The sequence below is a fragment of the Symbiobacterium ostreiconchae genome (genome assembly GCF_055396975.1).
Window position 1 is genome coordinate 966,900 of record NZ_AP042454.1, and the last position, 21,352, is coordinate 988,251.

At 64.8% G+C, this 21,352-nt stretch carries 19 protein-coding genes; 6 read left to right on the forward strand and 13 right to left on the reverse strand.

Annotated elements, in window-relative coordinates; genetic code table 11:
- Window positions 1-2,404 precede the first annotated feature (2,404 nt).
- The gene (locus tag ACZ5UM_RS04845) at window positions 2,405-2,851 is read left to right on the forward strand and encodes an ISL3 family transposase (RefSeq protein WP_464847222.1); all 447 of its coding nucleotides are present in this window, start codon (window positions 2,405-2,407) and stop codon (window positions 2,849-2,851) included.
- A 130-nt stretch (window positions 2,852-2,981) separates the two neighbouring features.
- Here the strand turns inward: ACZ5UM_RS04845 and ACZ5UM_RS04850 are convergent, their stop codons facing one another.
- From ACZ5UM_RS04850 to rpmH, 13 genes are all read right to left on the reverse strand, one after another.
- Window positions 2,982-3,878, reverse strand: a complete 897-nt coding sequence (locus ACZ5UM_RS04850) for a ParB/RepB/Spo0J family partition protein (RefSeq protein ID WP_464847223.1) — start codon at window positions 3,876-3,878, stop codon at window positions 2,982-2,984.
- Complete coding sequence (locus tag ACZ5UM_RS04855; RefSeq protein ID WP_464847224.1) at window positions 3,856-4,632, reverse strand: ParA family protein; 777 nt, start codon at window positions 4,630-4,632, stop codon at window positions 3,856-3,858. The genes ACZ5UM_RS04850 and ACZ5UM_RS04855 overlap by 23 nt, the downstream gene beginning before the upstream one ends.
- A gap of 835 nt (window positions 4,633-5,467) precedes the next feature.
- Complete coding sequence (locus ACZ5UM_RS04860) at window positions 5,468-6,691, reverse strand: IS256 family transposase (protein ID WP_464847225.1); 1,224 nt, start codon at window positions 6,689-6,691, stop codon at window positions 5,468-5,470.
- A 121-nt stretch (window positions 6,692-6,812) separates the two neighbouring features.
- Window positions 6,813-7,397 carry a hypothetical protein gene (locus ACZ5UM_RS04865; RefSeq protein ID WP_464847226.1) on the reverse strand — a complete coding sequence of 195 codons (585 nt, stop codon included), beginning with the start codon at window positions 7,395-7,397 and terminating at the stop codon, window positions 6,813-6,815.
- A 999-nt stretch (window positions 7,398-8,396) separates the two neighbouring features.
- Window positions 8,397-9,692: an IS110 family RNA-guided transposase gene (locus ACZ5UM_RS04870; protein WP_464847227.1), complete on the reverse strand. Its 1,296-nt coding sequence runs from the start codon at window positions 9,690-9,692 to the stop codon at window positions 8,397-8,399.
- 608 nt (window positions 9,693-10,300) lie between these two features.
- Complete coding sequence (gene rsmG, locus ACZ5UM_RS04875) at window positions 10,301-11,041, reverse strand: 16S rRNA (guanine(527)-N(7))-methyltransferase RsmG (RefSeq protein ID WP_464847228.1); 741 nt, start codon at window positions 11,039-11,041, stop codon at window positions 10,301-10,303.
- A 7-nt stretch (window positions 11,042-11,048) separates the two neighbouring features.
- Window positions 11,049-12,941: a tRNA uridine-5-carboxymethylaminomethyl(34) synthesis enzyme MnmG gene (mnmG, locus tag ACZ5UM_RS04880; RefSeq protein WP_464847229.1), complete on the reverse strand. Its 1,893-nt coding sequence runs from the start codon at window positions 12,939-12,941 to the stop codon at window positions 11,049-11,051.
- A gap of 5 nt (window positions 12,942-12,946) precedes the next feature.
- Window positions 12,947-14,320, reverse strand: coding sequence for a tRNA uridine-5-carboxymethylaminomethyl(34) synthesis GTPase MnmE (gene mnmE, locus ACZ5UM_RS04885; RefSeq protein WP_464847230.1), 1,374 nt, complete (start codon window positions 14,318-14,320; stop codon window positions 12,947-12,949).
- A gap of 63 nt (window positions 14,321-14,383) precedes the next feature.
- Window positions 14,384-15,001, reverse strand: coding sequence for an RNA-binding cell elongation regulator Jag/EloR (gene jag, locus ACZ5UM_RS04890; protein WP_464847231.1), 618 nt, complete (start codon window positions 14,999-15,001; stop codon window positions 14,384-14,386).
- Between the two features lie 5 nt (window positions 15,002-15,006).
- Window positions 15,007-15,636, reverse strand: a complete 630-nt coding sequence (locus ACZ5UM_RS04895) for a YidC/Oxa1 family membrane protein insertase (protein ID WP_464847232.1) — start codon at window positions 15,634-15,636, stop codon at window positions 15,007-15,009.
- A gap of 81 nt (window positions 15,637-15,717) precedes the next feature.
- Entirely contained in the window at window positions 15,718-15,930 is a 213-nt protein-coding gene (gene yidD, locus ACZ5UM_RS04900; RefSeq protein ID WP_464847233.1) for a membrane protein insertion efficiency factor YidD, read from the reverse strand.
- Window positions 15,931-15,936: 6 nt separating this feature from the next.
- On the reverse strand, window positions 15,937-16,281 hold the full coding sequence (gene rnpA / locus ACZ5UM_RS04905) for a ribonuclease P protein component (protein WP_464847234.1): 345 nt from the start codon (window positions 16,279-16,281) through the stop codon (window positions 15,937-15,939).
- A 92-nt stretch (window positions 16,282-16,373) separates the two neighbouring features.
- Window positions 16,374-16,508: a 50S ribosomal protein L34 gene (gene rpmH, locus ACZ5UM_RS04910; RefSeq protein WP_043714428.1), complete on the reverse strand. Its 135-nt coding sequence runs from the start codon at window positions 16,506-16,508 to the stop codon at window positions 16,374-16,376.
- 447 nt (window positions 16,509-16,955) lie between these two features.
- Here rpmH and dnaA point away from each other — a divergent pair, with 447 nt between their 5' ends.
- The 5 genes from dnaA to remB all read left to right on the forward strand — a co-directional run bounded on the left by dnaA (window position 16,956) and on the right by remB (window position 21,292).
- On the forward strand, window positions 16,956-18,332 hold the full coding sequence (gene dnaA / locus ACZ5UM_RS04915) for a chromosomal replication initiator protein DnaA (RefSeq protein WP_464847235.1): 1,377 nt from the start codon (window positions 16,956-16,958) through the stop codon (window positions 18,330-18,332).
- A gap of 213 nt (window positions 18,333-18,545) precedes the next feature.
- Complete coding sequence (gene dnaN / locus ACZ5UM_RS04920; RefSeq protein WP_464847236.1) at window positions 18,546-19,652, forward strand: DNA polymerase III subunit beta; 1,107 nt, start codon at window positions 18,546-18,548, stop codon at window positions 19,650-19,652.
- A 31-nt stretch (window positions 19,653-19,683) separates the two neighbouring features.
- The gene (gene yaaA, locus ACZ5UM_RS04925) at window positions 19,684-19,911 is read left to right on the forward strand and encodes a S4 domain-containing protein YaaA (RefSeq protein WP_464847237.1); all 228 of its coding nucleotides are present in this window, start codon (window positions 19,684-19,686) and stop codon (window positions 19,909-19,911) included.
- A 2-nt stretch (window positions 19,912-19,913) separates the two neighbouring features.
- Entirely contained in the window at window positions 19,914-21,041 is a 1,128-nt protein-coding gene (gene recF / locus ACZ5UM_RS04930; protein ID WP_464847238.1) for a DNA replication/repair protein RecF, read from the forward strand.
- A complete protein-coding gene (gene remB / locus ACZ5UM_RS04935; RefSeq protein WP_464847239.1) occupies window positions 21,041-21,292 on the forward strand; it encodes an extracellular matrix regulator RemB in 252 nt (83 codons plus the stop codon). Before recF ends, remB begins: the two co-directional genes overlap by 1 nt.
- The last annotated feature ends 60 nt before the right edge of the window (window positions 21,293-21,352 follow it).

Sequence of the window (21,352 nt, forward strand, 5' to 3'; positions counted from 1 at the left end):
GGGACCCCCGGGGTACGCGCAGGCTGGCTGCTGCAACACACAGGTATGCACGCTGTCTGCCTGGAGGTGGCGCACGGCCCGGCTTCTCCAGGGAAGGGCGGTGTTTCGTCGCCAGACCGGCGGGAGTGTTGTTGTCATCGGCTCGGATTGGCAGGGGTTGGGTCTGAGGAGGCTTCGCCTGCGTCCGTCCAGCTGCACGGGGAACAAGGGCTCTCATGGCGGGCGATGGAGCCGTTCCCCGCCCTCTGGCGCTACGCGCTTCTGTCGCTGTTCCACGTGGAACATCGCCCGGGGTCCAGTGGAGGCAAGCGGACCATCGGTATCCGGCCAGGACTGGACAGTCAGTGTTCCACGTGGAACAGAGCTTATCGGTCGAAGGATGAGCCGGTTGTTCCGGCTCCTCGTCACCTGGTTCGACTGGATTTGCCCGCGCCGCATCAGCCACGCAGCCGTTGCTGAGGCCGCGCCCCGGGTCGTCGTCAAGGGTAGCGAGCAGTGCACCTGTCTGCCACCCACCCCTTGCTTGCCAAGGATCATTCACTGGAGTGTTCCACGTGGAACATCGCGCCTCGTCACAGCCTTGTCGAAGTCGGTGCCAGGTGCGCGAGTTCACTTCCTCCCTTTCCTGTTCCCTGCGCACACACCTCTTCACGAACCCTCTAGCAACTGCGAGCGAAGGCCGCGCCGGTGAAACAGCAACGTCTGCGCCGCGGCTGCAGGGTTGGCTGAGGGGTCGACGGTTCAGGTCGGGCGGCCCATTGCGAATCCCGCTCGAAGGAGTTACCCAGCCGTCATCCAGGTGCGTTCCCGGGCTCTCAGATTGCTTGCTGTTCCACGTGGATCGCCACTGTCCACAAGCCGCGGGAGGCGACCTGAGCAGCGCCGCACTCTGCAATGGCCTGTGTCGCAGTCGTGTTGTTCCACGTGGAACACAACTACTTTGGCTGCACCCACACGACGAGTTCTCTCGCGGGAGAACCGACGTGCAGTGTTCCACGTGGAACACGTTACAGTAGGTTCTGCAGGAGCGAACACCAGGACCACAAGTCACTGGTGACGGTAACAGCAATCCCTCAGCACCTGGCCAAATCCACTGTTCCACGTGGAACACCGTTCTCGTTCGCGGCAACCGGGTGCCGATTCCTCCGCGAATATCCGGGGCTGCCTGCCAAGTGTTCCACTTGGAACATCGGCACCGCGGCACCGGTGGCAGCGCCCCCAGACCTGCCAGCCACCGAAGCCGCTCCACGAGACGCGTAAGTGTACCACATGGAAGACGCTCACCCGTCCAGCCATCAGGAGCAGATATCTTCTGACGCCTTTCATACCTATGCGAGTCGCCAAGCATCCATGGTCAGGCGACTGACCAGAGCGCCATGGGTGTTTCATGGGATAGTCGTCATTCTGTTCCACGTGGAACACCACAGCACCGCAGCCGTATAAGGCTCGTCGACCCCATCATGGTTTGGCAGCTCCTCTGGGTGACTGGCCCCCTCCCCCTGAATGAGATCCCGGCATTGTCGCACACTGAGCAATCTGCCAGAGTTCTCATGAGCATGCTTGCCAAGTGTTCCACGTGGAACACCTGTGAGCGGGTAGAATCGCACGTCGGCGCCCGGCATAGCGAGAGCGGTTGGCCTATATATAACCACGCCCGGTGCGGGCGTTCAGTCCAGATGCGCTGCGTCCAGCACAGCACGCAGATTGCATGAGACGTTCCACGTGGAACAGCGCAACGAGCCGGCCCACCCTCGGATGGTCCGTCCGGGTCAGGTGCGGCCCTACCCTTTCAGACGATTGATGCTCGTTCAGCGTGCGCGCCCTCCCCTGTGTTCCACGTGGAACATCAACTCCAGGGGTTGCCCCCTCGATCTTCCACGTGGAACACCCTATCGTCCGCTCGCCGGGGCGTACAAGTAGACAAGGAGGCCCCGCAGCAGGGGCCCTACCAACGGAACGCGCGCTCGCGGAAAAAAGATAGCGGGCGGCACGTCATCTCACCCGAGGCCCAGACCACCCTACTGTACCACGTGGAACAACAGGCTCCTCTGAGCTTCCCACTCCCACGATCGTACCGGGTGATGCAGTGTTCCACGTGGAACACAACCTTACCCTTTGCAAGGACCCTCCCCGGTTGCTCTCCAGACTCCACATGCCCGGCCAGCACAGTCACACGAACGACCAACCCGCAGGCGCTCAACACAGTCCGCAAACAATAGACGGATCGGAGACAACACCTCCAAGCTCATGCACAGCGCTCCTGATCCCCCATAGCGCAAAAAAAGATGCTACCGTAATTGTTGTGGAGCACTACCGCCAGCGCTGGAAATAAGGAGGCATCCGGTAGGACTCGGCGAAGTTCAGAGCGACCGGCAAGTCAATCTGAAACGCGGAGGCCTATCGGATGCAAGTCCAGCATACCAGTTCGTGGCTCGAGTTGCCAGACCTGCGTGTTCTTCAAGTGGCTACTGTCTCTGATGGCACCTTGGTCGTAGTGGTTGAAGGCGTTGCGACAGGGGCCAGGTGCCCTAAGTGCTCCTCCTGGACAAACCGTGTGCATCAGCGCCGCCAGCAGTGGGTGGATGACCTGCCCTACAATGACCGACCGCGGCGACTGCTGCCCCGCCTGGCCCAACTCATCTCCTGGTTACTGGCCTCCGGGGTGCCTGAACTGAAGCACTTGGCCACAACCTTTCTCCGTTGGCAGAGAGAGCTCGCCAACTACCATCGCTACCGAATCTCCAACAGTATCACCGAAGGCTTGAACAACAAGATCAAGGTGATCAAGCGGCAGGCCTACGGATTCCGCTCCTTCGAGAACTTCCGCCGGAAGATCCTGCTGGCTGCCTAGTTTCCAGTTTCCAAGATGGTGACGTGGCGGCGTTCACTGCCTCCACAACAATTGACGGAGAGCGGAAAAAAGCTCCACGTGGAACAGCGCAGCCGTAGCCTAAGCCAGTCACTGTTCCACGTGGAACACGTTACACCCGGAACGGTTCCCTCGGCGGCCGCGGGGTCTGGCCCGGCTGGCTCATCCCCAGCGCCTCCAGCAGCCGGTTCAGCCCCTCCTCGCCAAAGAAGGTGATCTCCACCCGTCCCCGATCACCGGACCAGTGCAGCTTCACGGGCGTACCCAGCTGCTCCCGCAGCCGCCGCTCCACCGCCGCCAGGTCGGGCGGCAGCTTCGCCCTGACCTTCGCCCGAGGCCTCTCCCGCTTCTCCCGGGGCCGTAGCAGTTCCTCCAGCTCCCGCACCGACAGCCCCTCGGACACGACCTTCTCCGCCAGCGCGACCAGCTCCGCCGGATCCTCCACGCCGCCCAGCACCTTCGCGTGGCCCATGGACAGCCGACCCGCCCGGATCTCCTCCTGCACCCGATCCGGCAACTGCAGCAGCCGCAGCGTGTTGGCCACCTGAGACCGGCTCCGGCCCAGCCGCTTCGCGAGGGCCTCCTGCGTCAGCCCAAAAGCGTCCATCAGCGCGCGGTAGGCCTCGGCCTCCTCCAGGGGGTTCAGGTCCTCCCGCTGCAGATTCTCGATCAGCGCGATCTCCATCCGCTCGGCCTCAGTGAACTCCCGCACCAGGGCCGGGACCTTCGTGAGGCCAGCCAGCTGCGCCGCGCGCCACCGCCGCTCGCCGGCGACGAGCTCGTACCCGTCTCCCACCTTGCGCACAATAACCGGCTGCACGATCCCGTGCTCCTTAATGGAGAGCGCGAGCTCCTCCAGCCGGACCTCGTCGAACTCCTTGCGCGGCTGATCCGGATTGGGCTTGATCTGCCCGATCTCCAGCTCCACGACTCCCTGCCGCTCCCGCTCCGTGGGGTCGATGCCCGGAATCAGCGCACCCAGGCCCTTACCCAGCCCTTTCTTCGACACGCTCGATCACCTCTTTGGCCAGTTCCATGTACGCCTCTGCACCCTTCGAACGGGGATCGTACAGCGTGATCGGCAGACCGTGGCTGGGCGCCTCGCTCAACCGCACATTACGCGTGATGATCGAGCGATAGACCTGGCCCTTGAAGTACCGCTTCACTTCCTCTACCACCTGGATGCTCAGGTTGGTCCGCCCATCAAACATCGTCAGGGCCACGCCCTCCACCTCCAGACCCGGGTTGAGGGCCTCCCTGACCAGCCGGAATGTATCCATCAGCTGTGTGAGCCCTTCCAGCGCGTAGTACTCGCACTGAATCGGGATCAGAATCGAATCGGCCGCCGTCAGCGCGTTGATCGTCAGCAGGCCGAGCGAAGGCGGACAGTCGATCAGCACAAAGTCAAACTGGTCCCGCACCGGATCCAGCGCCTGCTTCAGCCGGCTCTCCCGGGCGATGCGCGGCACCAGCTCCACCTCCGCACCGGCCAGGTCAATGGTCGCAGGCAGCACCTGCAGCCGCCTCACCCGGGTGTCGACCACGGCTTCCAACAGCGGAAGGTCCTCCAGCAGCACGTCGTACACCGACGCCTTCAGCCGCCTGCGGTCGATGCCCAGGCCCGACGTGGCGTTACCCTGGGGGTCGATGTCGACCAGCAGCACCCGCTTTCCCAGGTCCGCCAGGCAGGCGCTCAGGTTCACGGCCGTCGTCGTCTTTCCGACGCCGCCCTTCTGATTGGCGATAGCGATGACCCGACTCAAGGCTGACACTCCTTCCGTGACGGCACCGGTACGGCCGCTGGAGCACAGTGCCCTTCAACTCGTAATTGATTCGTCATCATACTACCCGTTCCTGCCCCCCCACCGGATCCCGGCCCCGGACCGAACCCGACTGTCCGCCCAGCACGCTGAACGGGCACCCGTGACGGCAGCGGCCGGGGCACGCCTCCAGATTCCGCCTCACGACGGACACCCTTGCCTTTGGCTAGCGGGCTGATGCTGCCTCGCCCGCAGCGGACTTTCACCGCCAAGTCAGCGCCCATGCCGGGCGCACCAAAATAGACCGGCCTCCGCAGAGGCCGGTTCGTCGCGTGATGACGCCATTTCTATTTCTTCATTAACATGTTAGTTCACGGATTCCGGGTAGGCGAGGAAGCAGAGCCGACAGCCCAGGCAGTGAGAGAGGGCTACATCACCCTCAACGAGGGGCGCACACCTGTTGCGGCTATCAACATCCTCCCCAGCCCCGCCAGCCAGGTGGTGGAATGGGATCTCGCCGGCGGCGTGACGGGCGCGAAAACCGTCTTCGTTCGATTCGTGGACCTCGTGTCAATGGCCATCTACGTTTTCCTCTGTGCCGACTTCAGTGGATGTGGAGATGGTGTAAGGTTGATAGAACTTACCGCTGTCGTAGGTGGCGGCCGTGTCCGTGCAGTGTGATGCCGTCACGAACCCCCTGACACCCTGCCTATCAGCGACGAAAGCCATAGTGCAGTCGCCGGAGTTCTTGGTGGCAATACCGATGCCCTCTATCAGGGGACGTACATGATCAAGTCCCGTCAAGTGGTGTAAATCGGGTTCCAGCATTGTAGTTGCTCTAGTCGGCACTCAGCGGCAAAAGTTCAGGACGGCCGAGGCTCGGGTCATGGGCGTACAGCTTCGCCATGGACGCCTGGCTGAAGTATCTTCGTGGGGCGGTCATCCACTCTTCCTGCTGCTCGATCATGACGGCTCCGGCCAGGCGGATCAGAGCTTCTCTGTTGGGGAAGATGCCCACGATCTCCGTCCGCCGGCCGATCTCTCTGTTGAGCCGTTCCAGGGGGTTCGTGGAGTGCAGTCGCCGCCAGTGCTCAGTCGGGAAGGCCATGTAAGCCAGAATGTCCTCCTCGGCATCTTCCAGCAGTTGGGCCGCCCGGGGGAACTGTTTCCGCAGGTTCTCGACCACAACGGCTAGCTGAGACCTCGCTGCCTGCTGGTCCGGCTGTGCGAAGATGGTCCTCACAGCAGCCGACACCATGGACTGCAGGTTCTTGGGCACATAGCCGAGCAGATTCCGCATGAAGTGAACCCGGCAGCGCTGCCAGCTGGCGCCACTGAACACGGTTCGGATCGCTTCACGCAGACCGACGTGGTTATCACTGATCACCAGAAGCACGCCCTTGAGGCCCCGAGCGACCAGCTGCCGCAAAAACGCGGTCCAGAAGGCCCCATCTTCGCTGGGACCCACGTCTAGCCCCAGAATCTCCCGTTCGCCATCCTCTCGTACACCCATGGCGATTACCAGGGCCATGCTGGAGACCCTGCCGTTCTCCCGAACCTTCTCGTACTTGGCATCCAGCCAAACGTAAGGGTAGCGCCCTTCCAACGGTCGGTTGCGAAAGGCCTCAACCACCTCGTCCAACTCGGCGCAAAGCCGGGAGACCTGGCTCTTGCTCACGCCGGTCATCCCCAGGGCCTGCACCAACTCATCTACCTTCCGGGTGCTGACCCCCTGAATGTAAGCCTCCTGAACCACAGCCACCAAGGCCTTCTCGGCCCGTCGGCGAGGTTCGAGCCAGCTTGGCATGTAGGACCCCTTCCGGAGTTTGGGGATCTGCAGATCGATCGTCCCGACCCGCGTATCCCACTGACGTTCCCGATAGCCGTTGCGGTAGTTGCTGCGCTCAAACGACCGTTCGTACCGCTCAGCGCCAATCTGCTGCGATACTTCCAGTTCCATGAGACCCTGAGCCAGCACCCGAACTCCTTCCCGAAGGAAATCCACGTCGTCCACACCGGACTTGCGCAGAAGCTCCTCCAATGCGATCCTAAAGTTGGTCACCTGCGGGTTCCCCCTTTGCGATGTATTGCTCCTACTTCGCATGGAACCCAAAGGTGGCCACTTATGTCAAGCAGCCCCTCCCACCGGAAGGTCCGGGGAATTTACACCACTACTTTGGACTCTAACGACGTACATTGTCCTGGAGGCCGACCGCGTCTTTGAACTGCATTAATGCAATAGAGAAAGCGTCCTCAGGGAGATTCAACTCTGTGAGTTTGGATCTAATCACAGATTTCGACTTGTCGTCATTAACACCGACAAACACGCGGTTCCGAACCTGATCCACCCCGACCGCTACGACGCCTTCCGTATCGAACATAACCTGGCTGACAGCATCCTTCCATGTTTTCAGTTGGGCCATGCTGTACTTCACTTGGCGGACCTCCACACCTTCCTTGGAGATCCGATCCGCATCTAAGACGTTCGCGGCCGCTTGTAGTGCGACGTCTTTTTGACTGACGTCAATCAAGTTGATTACCAGCTTACCGGTATCTCGGTCACGGTAAAGGCCTGCGAAGGATGACGACTTCGTTGATATGATCCGCATGACATCGTGGTCCGTGTCTTGTGTCAGAGACTGAGATGTGTTGTCGGGTGTCAAGATTGCTTCTTGGTCTGATCCAGCTGCGCTCAAAGGAGAACTAGCCAGCGAGGCGACGAGAATCAGAGCACCGACGCCAGACACCATTTTGAGAAACCGATTCACCTGACCACCTCCGAGGATGTTTATCACTAAATATTGACGAAACTAGCCCGGCTTCGGTTCCACGGAATATCAGATTATTCGGCCACTGCTCGGATGTCCACAAAAAGGGATGCTACCATCACTGATGTGGAGCACGATAATGGCCCCTGGAAGTAGGAAGGCATCCGGTAGAACCCGGCGAAGTTCAGAGCGACTGGAAGCCGCTAACGTAGTACTACTAGGAGGATGATCCCGAGGAGGTAGTATGCGGATCCAGCCGCGTAGAAAGCTTTACGCATGCTACCACAGTCCACTCCGCGCGGATCTGGTCCCGCAGCCGTTCGGTGGGGACACCGTCCACACCTGGGGCGCCTCCGTTCTGCTCTACCCGTTTCAGGGCGGCCAGCATGTTCTCCCTGGCCACCACCTGCTCCATCAGCTTGCCTTGCTCCCCGCGGGGTGACGCTCCGCCTTGTGCCGGCTGCCCACTCCGCCCTCTCGCCGTCCCTTGCGGCTTCACCGCTACCTCCGGCGAGCGGGCCCCGTGCGGGGTTTTCTGCGTTTGTCGCGGGCTGCTCGAACGCAACGGGCTCACCCCTCTCCTGACGTTCGGCCCTTCCCGGTCGGGGCGTCCCCTGCAGGTACTATGGCCTATCTCGATGTTATGCACTCAAACTCTCTCAATCTCGCTGGTTCGCACCATTTCGCGTCCTGCCACTTGGCTCAGACACACCCATTGGACGAAAGACTCTGACTTCTGGTGCGAGACAAACGCGGGGTGGCAGAGAAGAGCCCCGTGCGACTCTTCAGACATGCCCTGTATGCTGCCGCCTGGACGGGTCCCACGTACTCCGCCCCCGGCCACCCTATCATGTCTCCCGGGGTCCTTGCCCTCAAAGTCCTTCGTCCTGCCTAAATGGGGGCGGGTGGGGCGCTAGTACTTTGCTGCAGGGTCATGCCCTTCCAGCCATAGTCGGCTTCCCCCACCCAAAGCGGCACATCTATCGGCACACCGCCCTCTCAGGCGGCGAGACCTAACTGCTCCGCCCGCCAGGCCCCCAAGGCCCTGGCCGGATCATAGCTACACTGCTTCCTGACCAGGGTGAACAGCACCCGCAACAGCTTGCACGCCAGCGCCACCAGGGCCTGCTTGCCCTTGAGCGGGTTCTGCTGGCGAGTCCTGAAGTGCTTGTACAGCGCTCGAAACTCCCGGTTCTTGGCGGCCGCCGTCATCGCCATCTGGTACAGCACGTGGCGCAGTCCAGGCCGGCCGCGCTTGCTGATGGGCGTCCGGCTGCGGTCCCGCTGCCCCGACGTGTTCTCTGTCAGGTTGTAGCCCGCCAGCTTGCGAAGTTGCCGCCAGTCCGCATACCGGCGCAGGTCGCCTACCTCGCCTAGGAAGGCAGCAGCGGTCACCACACCGACCCCAGGCACGCTCAGCAGGTACTGGGCGAGGCCCGTCTTCTCCAACGCCTCGGCCATTGCCGCCTCCGTCTCCGCCAACCGTTCCTTCCAAAAGATCACTTCTTGGAGGATCTGCCGCAGCTGAAGCCGGGCGGCGTCCAGCCCGTACGGCACCCCTATAGACCGCCGAGCCGCTTCCTGCAGGTCCTGGGCCCGCCGGAGCCCGACCCGCCGGTTGCTGGCAGCCCGGAGTTCCGCCGCCAGCTGAGTCACCGGCACCGCCAGCACGTCCTGTGGAAACGGCCGGTACTGCAGCACATACAGCGACGCCTGACCGAGCGGGTCGGCAAACACCTCCGTGTACTCCGGGAAGTACTCGTCCAGGAGCGCCTGCAGCTGGTTCAGGGCGGCGTTCAGCTTCCGCCGGTGTTGCTGCCGGGCCTGGGTTAGGATCCGCAGTTCTGCATAGACCCCGTCTGGCAGATACGGCACGGAGAACCGGCCTTGCAGGACCAACTGGGCGTTGAGCCAGGCGTCTTTACGGTCGTTCTTCGTGGGCGAGTTATCGTCCAGTTCCTTGCTCGCCTTGACATGGGCCGGGTTGACGATGACCACCGTGAAGCCCACCTGCTGGAGATACCACGCCAGCGGCTTCCAGTAGTGCCCGGTCGGTTCCATCCCCACCACCACGCGGGTAGCGCCAGCCTTCTCCTTCGCTCGTGCGATCTTTCCCAGTAGACGGTCGAACCCTTCCCTGCTATTCTGGAAATGGAAGGGACTGCCCACGGGCACCTCGGTCCGTCCGTCGACCACCCAGGCCCAGTGCTTCCGCTTGGCGATGTCGATACCGACCACCACCGTGGGTTCACCTCGGACCAGGGCCAATTTCCTGGCTCGCTGCTTCAATTGCATTGCGTTCCGTGACCTCCTGTTACGAGTGGTGATTACCTTTCACACCCTACCGTATCAGGAGGCCTTTACTTTTCTCAACGCCGTCCTACATCATTACAGGACTGCTTTGCTGACTTCTGCCGGTTCAGCCGGGCCTCCCGACCCGGGTTACCAGCGTTGCTGGCGTTCCCGGCAGACCTCCCCGGGTAAGGACGCTGACCTTCGCCCCGCACCCGCCCCATCTACTGCACCGCCCTTTGGCAGCCTCGGGTTTTGCTGTGGTTCGCCAGCTCACCCAGGCGGCACAGCCTCGTATGAGGTTCGTGTTCCTCGGGTCGTGGCTTTGCCTCCGGCTTCCTCCAGATTCCGCCTCGCGACGGACACCCTTGCCTTTGGCTAGCGGGCTGATGCTGCCTCGCCCGCAGCGGACTTTCACCGCCAATTCAGCGCCCATGCCGGGCGCACTAAGCAAGCGGCGCCTGCCCACGCAGGCGCCTGCAAACATCTGTTCGCTCGCCCGGGCACGCTCACAGCCCTGCTGCGCCGTTTTCCCAGGTCTCGGCATACCGGCACATGCCCCGGACCGGATTTCCGCGTAACGCCCCCTCACGCCCGCACAGCGCCGTTTTTCAGAGCGGGTTCTTCGCCGGCACGCCGGCCTTGCGCGGATACCCCTTCGGGGTCGGCCTCTCCTTCCGGATCAGCACCAGGGATCGCCGGCCGCCCCCGCCGGGCAGCTCGAGCTGGCGCACCTCCTCCACCCGTCCCCCCAGGACGGCGACCGCCTTCTCCGCCGCCAGAATCTCCTCCCCGACCGACGGGCCCTTCATCGCGAGAAACCGGCCTCCCACCCGGACAAACGGCAGGCAGTACTCCACCAGCACCCGCATCTCCGCCACGGCCCGGGCGGTGACCACGTCGTACTGCTCCCGGTGCTCAGGCTTCCGGCCAAAGTCTTCCGCCCGGCCCCAGACCACCTGGTATCCCGCGCCGCCGGAAAGGGGCCGCACCACCGCCTCCCCGACCTCCTCCAGGAAGCGACAGCGCTTCTGCAGGCTCTCCAGCAGCGTGAGGTCGATGCCGGGCTGCAGGCACTTCCACACCACGCCGGGGAAGCCGGCGCCCGTACCCACGTCCAGCACCCGCTGTCCCGGCTCCAGGCCCAGCGCAGCCATGCCGGACGCCGCATCCAGCGCGTGCTTGATCACCATCTCCTGCGGGTCCGTGATGGCCGTCAGGTTCATGCGTTCATTCCAGACCCGCACCAGCTTCAGATGACGGAGCACCGCCTCCACGCCGCGCGGGTCTGCGGCCAGCCCCAGCGCCGCCAGTCCCTCTTCCAGCAAGCCCCGGTACGCTGCTGCCTCCATCTTTGCGCTACGCCTCCTCTGCGCCCTGGCGCGCCCGCGCCAGCCGGTCCAGGTGCACCATCAGCACCGCCACGTCCGCCGGGGAAACGCCGGAGATCCGGCTGGCCTGGCCCAGCGTCTCGGGCCGGATCCGCGACAGCTTCTCCCTCGCCTCCATGGAGAGCCCCGTCAGCCCGCTGTAGTCCAGCGAAGGCGGAATGCGCCGGGCCTCCATCTTGCGCATCCGCTCCACCTGCTGCTGCTCCTTCGCGATGTACCCGGCGTACTTCACCTGGGTCTCCACTTCCCGCCGGATAGCCTCGTCCAGATCCGGCCGGCCCAGACCCATCTCCACCAGGTGCTCGTACCGGACCTCGGGGCGCCTCAGCAGCTGCTCCAGCGTCACGCCGCCCCTGAGCGGCGCAGACCCCAGTCGCTCCAGCACCCGCTGTACCTCCGGGGCGGGCCCCACCACCGTCTGGGCCAGCCGCTCCCGCTCGGCCGCGATGGCGTCCCGCAGCGCGACGAAGACCTCCCACCGGGCATCGTCCACAAGCCCGTACTGCCGCCCCTTCTCGGTCAGGCGCAGGTGGGCGTTGTCCTGCCTCAGCATCATGCGGAACTCGGCCCGGGAGGTGAGCATCCGGTACGGCTCGGGCGAGCCCTTGGTCACCAGGTCGTCGATCAGCACGCCGATGTACCCCTCTGACCGGTCGAGCACCAGCGGCGGGCGCCCCTCCACGTAGCAGGCGGCGTTGATGCCGGCGATCAGCCCCTGGGCCGCCGCCTCCTCGTAGCCCGACGTGCCGTTGATCTGGCCGCCGCAGAAGAGGCCCCGCACCCGCTTCGTCTCCAGGCTGGGCTTCAGCTGCGTGCTGATGATGTAGTCGTACTCAATCGCGTACCCGGCCCGCATCAGCTCGGCCTCCTCCATCCCCGGCACCGTGCGGATCAGCTCGATCTGCACTTCCTCCGGCAGGCTGGTGGAGAGGCCCAGCACGTACATCTCGCGGGACTCCCGGGACTCGGGCTCCAGGAAGACCTGATGGCTCTCCTTGTCCGCGAACCGCACCACCTTGTCCTCCACCGACGGGCAGTACCGGGGTCCGCGCCCCTGGATGACGCCGGTGAACATGGGCGCCCGGTGGAGGTTCCGCCGGATCAGCTCGTGGCTCTCCGGGGTCGTGTACGTCTGCCAGCAGGGCAGCTGCTCCCGCGCATCCCGGGGCGACATGAAGCTGAACCGATGCGGCTCCGGGTCGCCGTCCTGCCGCACCATGCGGCTGAAGTCCACCGTCCGCCCGTCCACCCGGGGCGGCGTGCCCGTCTTGAAGCGACCGACCTCGAAACCTAGCCGCTTCAGGCTCTCGGTGAGCCCCACCGCCGGTGCCAGGCCGCCCGGGCCCGAAGAGCGCTGCACCTCGCCGACGATGGTCTTGCCATGCAGGTAGGTGCCCGTGCTCAGCACCACCGCCTTCGCGGCAAAGAACAGCCCGGTGGCGGTGATGATCCCCTGCACCCGCCCGTCCTCCACGACGATCTCCTGGACCATGCCCTGCTTCAGGTCCAGGTTGGGCGTCTGCTCCATCACCAGCCGCATGGCCCAGGCATAGGCCCGCTTGTCGATCTGCGCCCGCAGGGCCTGGACCGCAGGCCCCTTCCCGCTGTTCAGCAGCCGCATCTGCAGGAAGGTGGCATCCGCGGTCAGCGCCATCTGCCCGCCCAGGGCATCGATCTCCCGCACCAGGTGGCCCTTGGCCGGACCGCCGATGGACGGGTTGCAGTTCATGGCCCCCACGTTGTCCAGATTGGTGGTAAAGCAGGCCGTGCGCATGCCCAGGCGCGCGGCCGCCAGCGCGGCCTCAATGCCCGCATGCCCAGCGCCCACCACGATCACGTCGTACGCCTTCGTCAAGCCCATGCCGCTCACTTCCCGATGCAGAACCGGCTGAAGATCTCGTCCAGCAGCGCCTCGCCGGCCGTCTCCCCGGTGACCTCGCCCAGGGCCATCCAGGCGGCCCGGATATCGATGGCCACCAGCTCCACCCCCAGCCCGCTTTCCAGGGTCTGCTGCGCATCGCGCAGGTGGTCGGCCGCGCGCCGGATCGCCTCCGCCTGGCGGGCGTTCACCAGCAGCTCCTCGCTGGCGTCGAAGGCCCCGGCCAGCCGCGCGATCTCCGCCTCCAGTGCTTCGAGCCCCATGCCGGCCTCGGCCGAGACCGCCACCACCGGCGCGCCGTCCAGGGCCTCCTGCAGCTCCGCCAGGCTGAACCCCGGGTTCAGGTCGATCTTGTTGGCCACCCCGATGCGGGCGGTGCCCGCCGGCAGCTCGGCGATCCACTCGCGGTCCTCAGGCCCCAGGCCCTCGGCGGCGTCGATCACCACCAGCACCAGGTGCGCCTGCGCGAGGGCTTCCCGGGTCCGGGCGACGCCGATTCGCTCCACCGGGTCCTCCGTCGGCCTGAGACCCGCTGTGTCCAGCAGCTGCACCGGCACGCCGCCCAGCTCGATCCACTCGGCGATGACGTCCCGGGTCGTCCCGGGGATGGCCGTGACGATGGCGCGATTCTCCCGCACCAGCCGGTTGAGCAGGCTGGACTTGCCCACGTTGGGCCGCCCGGCCAGCACCGCCCGCAGCCCCTCCCGGAGGATGCGCCCCGTGTGCGCGCCGCCCAGCAGCCGCTCCACCTCGGCGAGGCACTGGGCGCAGCCGGCCGCCACCTCCTCCCGGGTCTGCACCTCCAGCTCCAGCTCGGGGAAGTCGATGTCCGCCTCCAGGTGGGCCATCATCTCCAGGAGCCGGCCCCGCAGCCGCCCAATGGCCTCCCGCAGGCTGCCGCCCAGGTGGGCCACCGCCGCGGCCATCGCCCGGTCGGTCTTCGCCCGGATCAGGTCGACGACCGCCTCGGCCTGCGACAGGTCCATCCGCCCGTTCAGGAACGCCCGGCGGGTAAACTCGCCCGGCTCGGCCAGGCGCGCCCCGGCCCGGAGCGCCTCCTCCAGCACCCGGCGGACTGCAAGCTGGCCGCCGTGGCACTGCAGTTCCACCACGTCCTCGCCGGTATAGGAGCGCGGGCCCCGCATGACCAGCGCCAGGGCCTCGTCGACCCGCTCGCCGCCCGGCGCGACCACCCAGCCGTACGTCACCGTGTGTGAACGCCGCTGCCCCAGCGGCCGCCCGCGCCGCGGCCGGAAGATCCGGTCGGCCACCTCCAGCGCACCGGGCCCGCTCATCCGCACGATGCCGATGCCGCCCTCGCCGGCGCCGGTGGCGATGGCAGCGATGGTCTCCTCCCGCAAGCCAGGCCCTCCTTTCAAGCAAAGTGGCCGGGTAGCGACGCTACCTGGCCACCGGCAACCCATCTAGTCCTTCTTATATATGACCACCCTGCGGAACGGGTCCTGTCCCTCGCTCGTCGTGGTCACGCCCGGGTGATTCTGCAGGGCCAGGTGGATCACCCTGCGCTCCTGCGCGCTCATCGGTTCCAGCACCGCCCGCTCGCCCGTGCGCGCCACCCGCTCCGCCAGCCGCCTGGCCAGGTTGGTCAGGGTTTCCGTCCGGCGTTTCCGATAGCCCTCCACATCCAGGATGACCCGCGGCCCCTGGCCGCCGGTCTTCGCGGCGACGAGGTTAGTCAGGTACTGAAGCGCGTCGAGCGTCTGCCCGTGATGACCGATCAGGATGCCGGCCTCCTGGCCCGTGATGTCGACATGGATATACTCCTCATCCTCGCGGATCTCCATGCGCACGCCGACGCCCATCGCCTCGCACACATCGCCCAGGAAGGCCTCCACCCGCTCGGCCCGGGTCTCCTTCACCGTCACGCGAACGGTCGCAGGCCGCGCCCCGATGCCGAGGAAGCCCCCCTTCCCCTCGTCCAGGACCTCAACGGTCACCCGGTCCGACGGTACGCCCAGCTCCTCCAGCGCCAGTGCCACCGCCTCGTCTACCGTGCGGCCGCTCCGCTCCACGCTCTTCATCTCGGTCACGCTTCCCCTTTCGAGCCGAGGCTGCCCTTAAGCCGGGGAAACCCCGGATAGATTGCCTGCTGGATCAGTCCGAAGAAGGTGCTGACCACCCAGTACAGCACGATGGCCGACGTCGGCATGGTGAAGGCAATCCAGCCGAACAGGATCGGCATGATCCACATCATGGCCCGCTGGTTGGGGTCGGTCGGCGTCATACCGGTCGTCAGGTACTGCTGCAGGATCATGGACACGACGGTGAGAATGGCGAGCGGAATGTCCCGCTGGCTCAGGTCGGCCCACAGGAACTGATAAGTATAGTTGAACTTCGTCGGATCGAAGGCGTTGAAGACGGCGAACAGCGCGTAGAGAATGGGCAGCTGCACGAGCAGCGGCAGGCAGCCCGAGAACGGGTTCACCTTCTCGCGCGAGTAAAGGGCCATCAGCTCCTGGTTCATCTTCTCAGGATTGTCCTTGTACTTCTCCTGGATCTCCTTCATGAGCGGCTGCACTTCCTGCATCCGCTTCATCGCCCGCATCTGGTAGACCGTCAGCGGCAGGATGACAATCCGCACGACCAGGGTCAGCAAGATGATGGCCAGGCCGTAATTGCCCGTGAACTTCAAGAACACTTCCAGCAGTTTGGTCATGGGCTGGACCAGCCACTCAGGAACCAAGAACGAGGTGATCAATATACGGAAACCCCCCAAGAGAGATCGGGATGTGGTCAACTAGGGAACGGGATCGTACCCTCCCGGATGGAAGGGATGGCACCGGAGCACGCGGCGCACGGCGAGCCACGACCCCTTCAGGGCGCCGTACTTGCCGAGCGCTTCATACGCATATTGGGAACAGGAAGGGTAAAACCGGCACGTCGGGCCGCCCTTCAGCGGGGAAAGGTACCGCTGGTAGGCCCGCACCAGTGCCATCAACAACCGCGTCATGGCCGTCTATCCTTCCCGCTGCAAGAGACCCGCTCGTTCAAAGAGTTCCTCCACTTTCTGCCGGAGTTCGGGAAACGGCATGTCCAGCGCGGCCTGGCGCGCGATGACCACAATGTAGTATCCCTGCCGAACCCGCGGCCAAAGCAGGCGCACGGCCTCACGCAGCCGCCGCTTCACCCGGTTCCGCACCACGGCCTTGCCGAGCTTCCGTCCGGCCGCGAAACCAACCCGGGTGGGCGCCCCCGCCTGCTTCAGCACGTGGACGACCGCAGCCCGGTTCGCAACCGACCGACCCTGGGCGTAAACCGACTGGAAAGCCAGCCGTGACTTCAGCCGATAAGCCTTCTTCATCGCATCGGGAGAGGATTCGCCTTGTGGCCGGCGCTTCCCTCTCCATCCTCTCCTTTTATGGAAAAAGAGCCACGACGGGAGGCCGTCGCGGCTTATACGGTAAGGCGCTTCCGACCCTTCAGGCGCCGGGCCTTCAGGACCCTGCGGCCGCCCCGAGTGCTCATGCGGCTCAGGAAGCCGTGTGTCCGCTTGCGCGAGCGGTTGTGCGGCTGGAACGTGCGCTTCAACAGGAACACCCCCTAAACGGCACCGCAAAAAGACACACGCGGATTATACCGAAGACAGGTACTGCCCGTCAAGCCAGATCGTGCCGGGGCAGGCGCCGTCCCGCGACCGGGGTTTCTTCCCCAGTTTCCACACACAGCTCATCCCCAGAAAGCCGCGCCTGTGGATGGGGACTCACAGGATATCCACGCGCGTGCAGGAGCTTATCCCAATGTCAGCGTACCCTTTCCCCAGAGAATCAAACAAGTGGGGATACCCCCGCCAGAGTTTGTTGATAACTTTCCCGCGCTCTGGTATGATGAAGGCAAGCCCGTCCACCCCCGCGCGCGCGGGGGTTGGAACAGGCTAACATCTTTTTATGCACAAGTTGTGGACAAGGCTGTGTATAAGATGTTGATACGCCGTGGTCGTGCTGGAATCATCTTCCGTACTGAGGGGGCCACTGCAGTATGAAGACGGAGTTGTCTGAAGTATGGCAGCAGTGCATCGACCGACTGGAGCGTCATACCTCCAAGACTGCTGTTGAAAACTGGGTGCGGAGCACGCGCCCGGTCGCAGTGGTGGAAGACACCATCATCGTCGGCGTGCAAGGGGAGTTTGCCAAGCACCGCATGGAGTCGCGCTACGCGCCCCTGCTGCGCCAGGCTCTGCGCGATCTCACCAAACGCAACATGCAGCTGAAGTTTGTCGCGAACCCCAATGTGATCGAGGAGTCGGCCTCAGACCCCGTGGAAGGCCCCGGCGTGGTCGATCTGCCGGCCGGCACCAGCGCCCCCGCGGCCGAACAGAACGCGCGCCTGTTCGGCTATATCAATCCCAAGTACACGTTTGAGACCTTCGTCGTCGGCAACAGCAACCGGTTCGCCCATGCGGCTGCCCTGGCCGTGGCCGAGGCGCCCGCGCGCACGTACAACCCGCTTTTCATCTACGGCGGCGTCGGCCTGGGCAAGACCCACCTCATGCATGCCATCGGTCACTACGTCCTGGCGCACAACCCCACCGCCAGGGTCGCGTACGTCTCCACCGAGACGTTCACCAACGAATTCATCATGGCGATTCAAAAAGGCTCGACCACCGCGTTTCAGAACCGCTACCGCAAGGTCGACGTGCTGCTCATCGACGACATCCAGTTCCTGGCGGGCAAGGAGGCCACCCAGGAGGAGTTCTACCATACTTTCAACGCCATCCGCGAGGCCAACAAGCAGATCGTCATCTCCTCCGACCGGCCGCCCAAGGAGATCCCCACGCTGGAGGACCGCCTCCGCTCCCGGTTTGAGTGGGGCCTGATCTGCGACATCCAGCCCCCCGACCTGGAGACCCGCACGGCGATCCTGCGGAAGAAGGCCCAGAATGAAGAGCTGTACGTGCCGGACGAGGTGACCAACTACATCGCGACCAACATCGAGACCAACATCCGGGAGCTCGAAGGCGCGCTGACCCGCGTGGTCGCCTACGCCAACATGCTCAAGTGCCCGCTCACCTACGACCTGGCCGTGCAGGCGCTGAAGGACATCCTGCCGCCCCACCGCCCGAAGCAGATCACCATCGAGACCATCAAGCGGGTCGTGGCCGAACACTATAACATCCGCATGCAGGACTTCGAGGTGCGCAACCGCTCCCGCGCCGTCGCGTACCCGCGCCAGATCGCGATGTACCTGGCCCGGGAGCTGACCGACAGCTCGCTGCCCAAGATCGGCGAGGAGTTCGGGGGGCGTGACCACACCACGGTGATGCACGCCTGTGAGAAAATCGCGAAGGACATCCAGAGCGACGCCGCCTTCGCGCACACCATCGAGCAGCTGATCGCGCGCATCCGCGCCGAATAGCGGCGCGCCCCCAGCAAATGTGTCAGGTGTGGACGCGCCGCGCGGGGATACCCACAAGTTATCGCGCCCCGCGATTCCCGCCACTGTAGTTATCCACGGTCTTTTCCACATATCCACAGCGTCTACAATGATCATTGCTACAATGACCATTGTTACTAACAGGTTAGCTGTGCGCCGTTTACCCGAAAGGTGCCGCATGAGGGAGGGCTTCGAGTGAAGATCCTGATCAGCCAGGAGAGCCTGAACACGACGCTCGCCACCGTAGCCAGGGCCGTCTCGACCAAGAACACCATTCCCGTGCTGTCCGGCGTCTATCTCTCCGCCCGCAACGGGAACCTGACCATCCGCGCCACCGACATGGAGCTGGCCATTGAGGCCGTCACGCCCTGTGAGGTCATCGCCGAGGGCGAGATCGTCCTGCCGGCCCGCTACTTTGCGGACCTCATCCGCCGCATTCCTTATGGAAACATCGAGCTCTCCGTGGACTTCCACAACCACGTGGCCACCCTGCGGTGGGGCCGCTCCCAGTACATGATCCACGGCTTCTCGGCCGAGCAGTTCCCTGCCCTCCCGGACGTCGACGGGGCCTCGGCGTTCACCGTCAGTCAGAGTCTATTGCGGGACCTGCTCCGGCAGACCACCTTTGCGGCCGGCCACGACGAGTCCAAGCCCTGGCTCACCGGCGTGCTGTTCCGTCTCCGGGACAGCACCCTGACCGGCACCGCCACCGACGGCGTCCGCATCGCCCACGCCGAATCGGCTGCCGCCAACGACCTCGGCCACAGCTTCTCCGTCATCATCCCCAGCCGGTCCCTGAATGAGGTGACCCGCCTGCTCACCGGCGATGAGGAGAGCCAGGTGAGCGTGGCCGTCACCGCAAACCAGATCTTCTTCGACCTGGGGAACATGCGGGTGATCTCCCGGCTCCTGGAAGGACAGTATCCGGATGTCATGCGGCTGGTGCCCCAGAACTACCCGACCGAGGCCGTGCTGCCCCGCGAGGAGTTCATGGAGGCCCTGGAGCGCGCCACCCTGATTACGAAGGACGGCGCCGTCAAGATCAGCTTCCAGGCCGACAAGGTCACCATCACCTCCAATACGCCCGAGGTGGGCCACGTCTACGAGGAGCTGGCGGTGACCAGCATGAGCGGCGACCCGCTGGACATCGGGTTCAACGCGCGCTATCTGCTGGACTTCCTGAAGGTGCTGGAGGAGAAGCAGTTCCGCTTCCAGTGCTCGGGCAGCCGCAACCCGGCCCGGCTCATGCCGGCGGACAGCAGCCAGTTCCTCTACGTCGTGCTGCCGCTGATCACGCTCTGATGACTGTACCCACGCACGAAGGAATCTCGCGATGACGGAACAGATTGTGACGATCCACACCGATTACATCACCCTGGATGCCTTCCTGAAGTGGACCGGCGTGGCCGAAACCGGCGGCCAGGCCAAGGCCCTCATTGCCGCCGGCCTGGTATCGGTCAACGGCGAGCCCGAACGGCGGCGCGGCCGCAAGCTGCGTCCGGGCGACCGCGTGCGCCTGGAAGGCGGCGGCCTCTGGCTGCTCCGCCGCGAGGGGGAATAAGGGTGCATCTGGCCACGCTGCAGCTGGGTTCGTTCCGCAACTACGACAGCCTCACCATTCACTTCTCGCCCGGGCTCAACGTCCTGTACGGCGACAACGCGCAGGGGAAGACCAATCTGCTGGAGGCGATCCACTTCCTGGCCACCGGCCGGAGCCACCGCACCTCCCGCGATCAGGACATGATCCAGGAGGGGAAGGAGGAGCTCCTGGCGCGCGCCGAGGTGGTCCGCAAGACCGGCTCCATCGATCTGGAGCTGCGCTGCGGCCACCAGACGCGCAAGCAGCTCAGGATCAACGGCATCGCCGAGCGGAAGATCGCCCGCCTGGTCGGCAGCCTGGCGGCCGTGCTCTTCTCGCCCGACGACCTGCAGCTGCTCAAGGGCCCGCCCTCCGGCCGCCGCCGGTTCCTGGATGTGGAGCTGTCGCAAATCTCGCAGACCTACCTGCATCACCTCATGGCCTACAACCGCCTGGTCGCGCAGCGCAACACGCTGCTGAAGCAGCCGGTGGTCGACGAGGGGCTTCTGTCGGTCTACGACGAGCAGCTCGTGGAGACCGGGGCCCGGCTGGTGGCCCGCAGAGCCGAGGCGGTCAGCCGCCTCTCGCCGATTGCCGCCCGGTACCACGAGATGCTGGCCGAGGGCCGGGAGGACCTGCGCCTGGCCTATCAGAGCCAGGGGGTCGGCGAGGACGGGGCGGCGGACCTGGAGAGCGTGCGCCGGCGGCTGGAGCAGGAGCTGGCACGGATGCGCCAGGAGGAGCGCCGGCGCCAGGTGACCCTGGTGGGTCCGCACCGGGACGACGTCGGCTTCTGGATCGCCGGGCGGGACGCACGCCTTTACGCCTCCCAGGGGCAGCAGCGCACCGCCGTTCTGGCGCTGAAGCTGGCGGAGCTGGAGTTCATGACGGAGGAGATCGGCGAGCCGCCGCTGCTGCTGCTGGACGACGTCGCCTCGGAGCTTGACCCCAACCGCCGCCACTACCTCCTGTCCGCGGTGCGGGAAGGCGTCCAGAGCTTCATCACCTGCACCGACCTGGAAGACCTGATGGTGCGCGAGTGGCCGGAGAGCCACCGCCTGTTTCGTGTCCGGGCCGGAACCGTAGTCCTCGATGACAGGGGGTTGGGCTGATGTACCTCCACGTGGGAGCTGACGTGGTCGTGGCGATGCGGCAGGTGATCGCCATCCTGAACCTGCGCACCGCCAGCCGGGGGAGCGCGACGCAGGATCTGCTGGAGAGACTGAAGAGGGAGAACCGCCTGCGCCAGGTGGAGGGCGGCGAACCCCGGAGCCTGGTGCTCACGGAAGCCGGCGGCATTCTGTCGCCCATCTCCGCCCTGACCCTGAAGCGGCGCAGCGAGTCGGCGGCGCTGCTGGGGTAGCGGCCCGGGCGCGGCAGGAGTCAGTCACTTGTGATGACTCTTGCGATGTGTTAGCATTGT

Bases quoted from the DNA above. Each gene is read 5' to 3' on its own strand.
- rsmG (WP_464847228.1), bottom strand. From the start codon at position 11,041: ATGGAGGCAGCAGCGTACCGGGGCTTGCTGGAAGAGGGACTGGCGGCG.
- dnaA (WP_464847235.1), top strand. From the start codon at position 16,956: ATGAAGACGGAGTTGTCTGAAGTATGGCAGCAGTGCATCGACCGACTG.
- ACZ5UM_RS04845 (WP_464847222.1), top strand. From the start codon at position 2,405: ATGCAAGTCCAGCATACCAGTTCGTGGCTCGAGTTGCCAGACCTGCGT.
- yidD (WP_464847233.1), bottom strand. From the start codon at position 15,930: ATGACGCGGTTGTTGATGGCACTGGTGCGGGCCTACCAGCGGTACCTT.
- ACZ5UM_RS04870 (WP_464847227.1), bottom strand. From the start codon at position 9,692: ATGCAATTGAAGCAGCGAGCCAGGAAATTGGCCCTGGTCCGAGGTGAA.
- ACZ5UM_RS04895 (WP_464847232.1), bottom strand. From the start codon at position 15,636: ATGACCAAACTGCTGGAAGTGTTCTTGAAGTTCACGGGCAATTACGGC.
- rnpA (WP_464847234.1), bottom strand. From the start codon at position 16,281: ATGAAGAAGGCTTATCGGCTGAAGTCACGGCTGGCTTTCCAGTCGGTT.
- mnmG (WP_464847229.1), bottom strand. From the start codon at position 12,941: ATGGGCTTGACGAAGGCGTACGACGTGATCGTGGTGGGCGCTGGGCAT.
- yaaA (WP_464847237.1), top strand. From the start codon at position 19,684: ATGACGGAACAGATTGTGACGATCCACACCGATTACATCACCCTGGAT.
- jag (WP_464847231.1), bottom strand. From the start codon at position 15,001: ATGAAGAGCGTGGAGCGGAGCGGCCGCACGGTAGACGAGGCGGTGGCA.
- remB (WP_464847239.1), top strand. From the start codon at position 21,041: ATGTACCTCCACGTGGGAGCTGACGTGGTCGTGGCGATGCGGCAGGTG.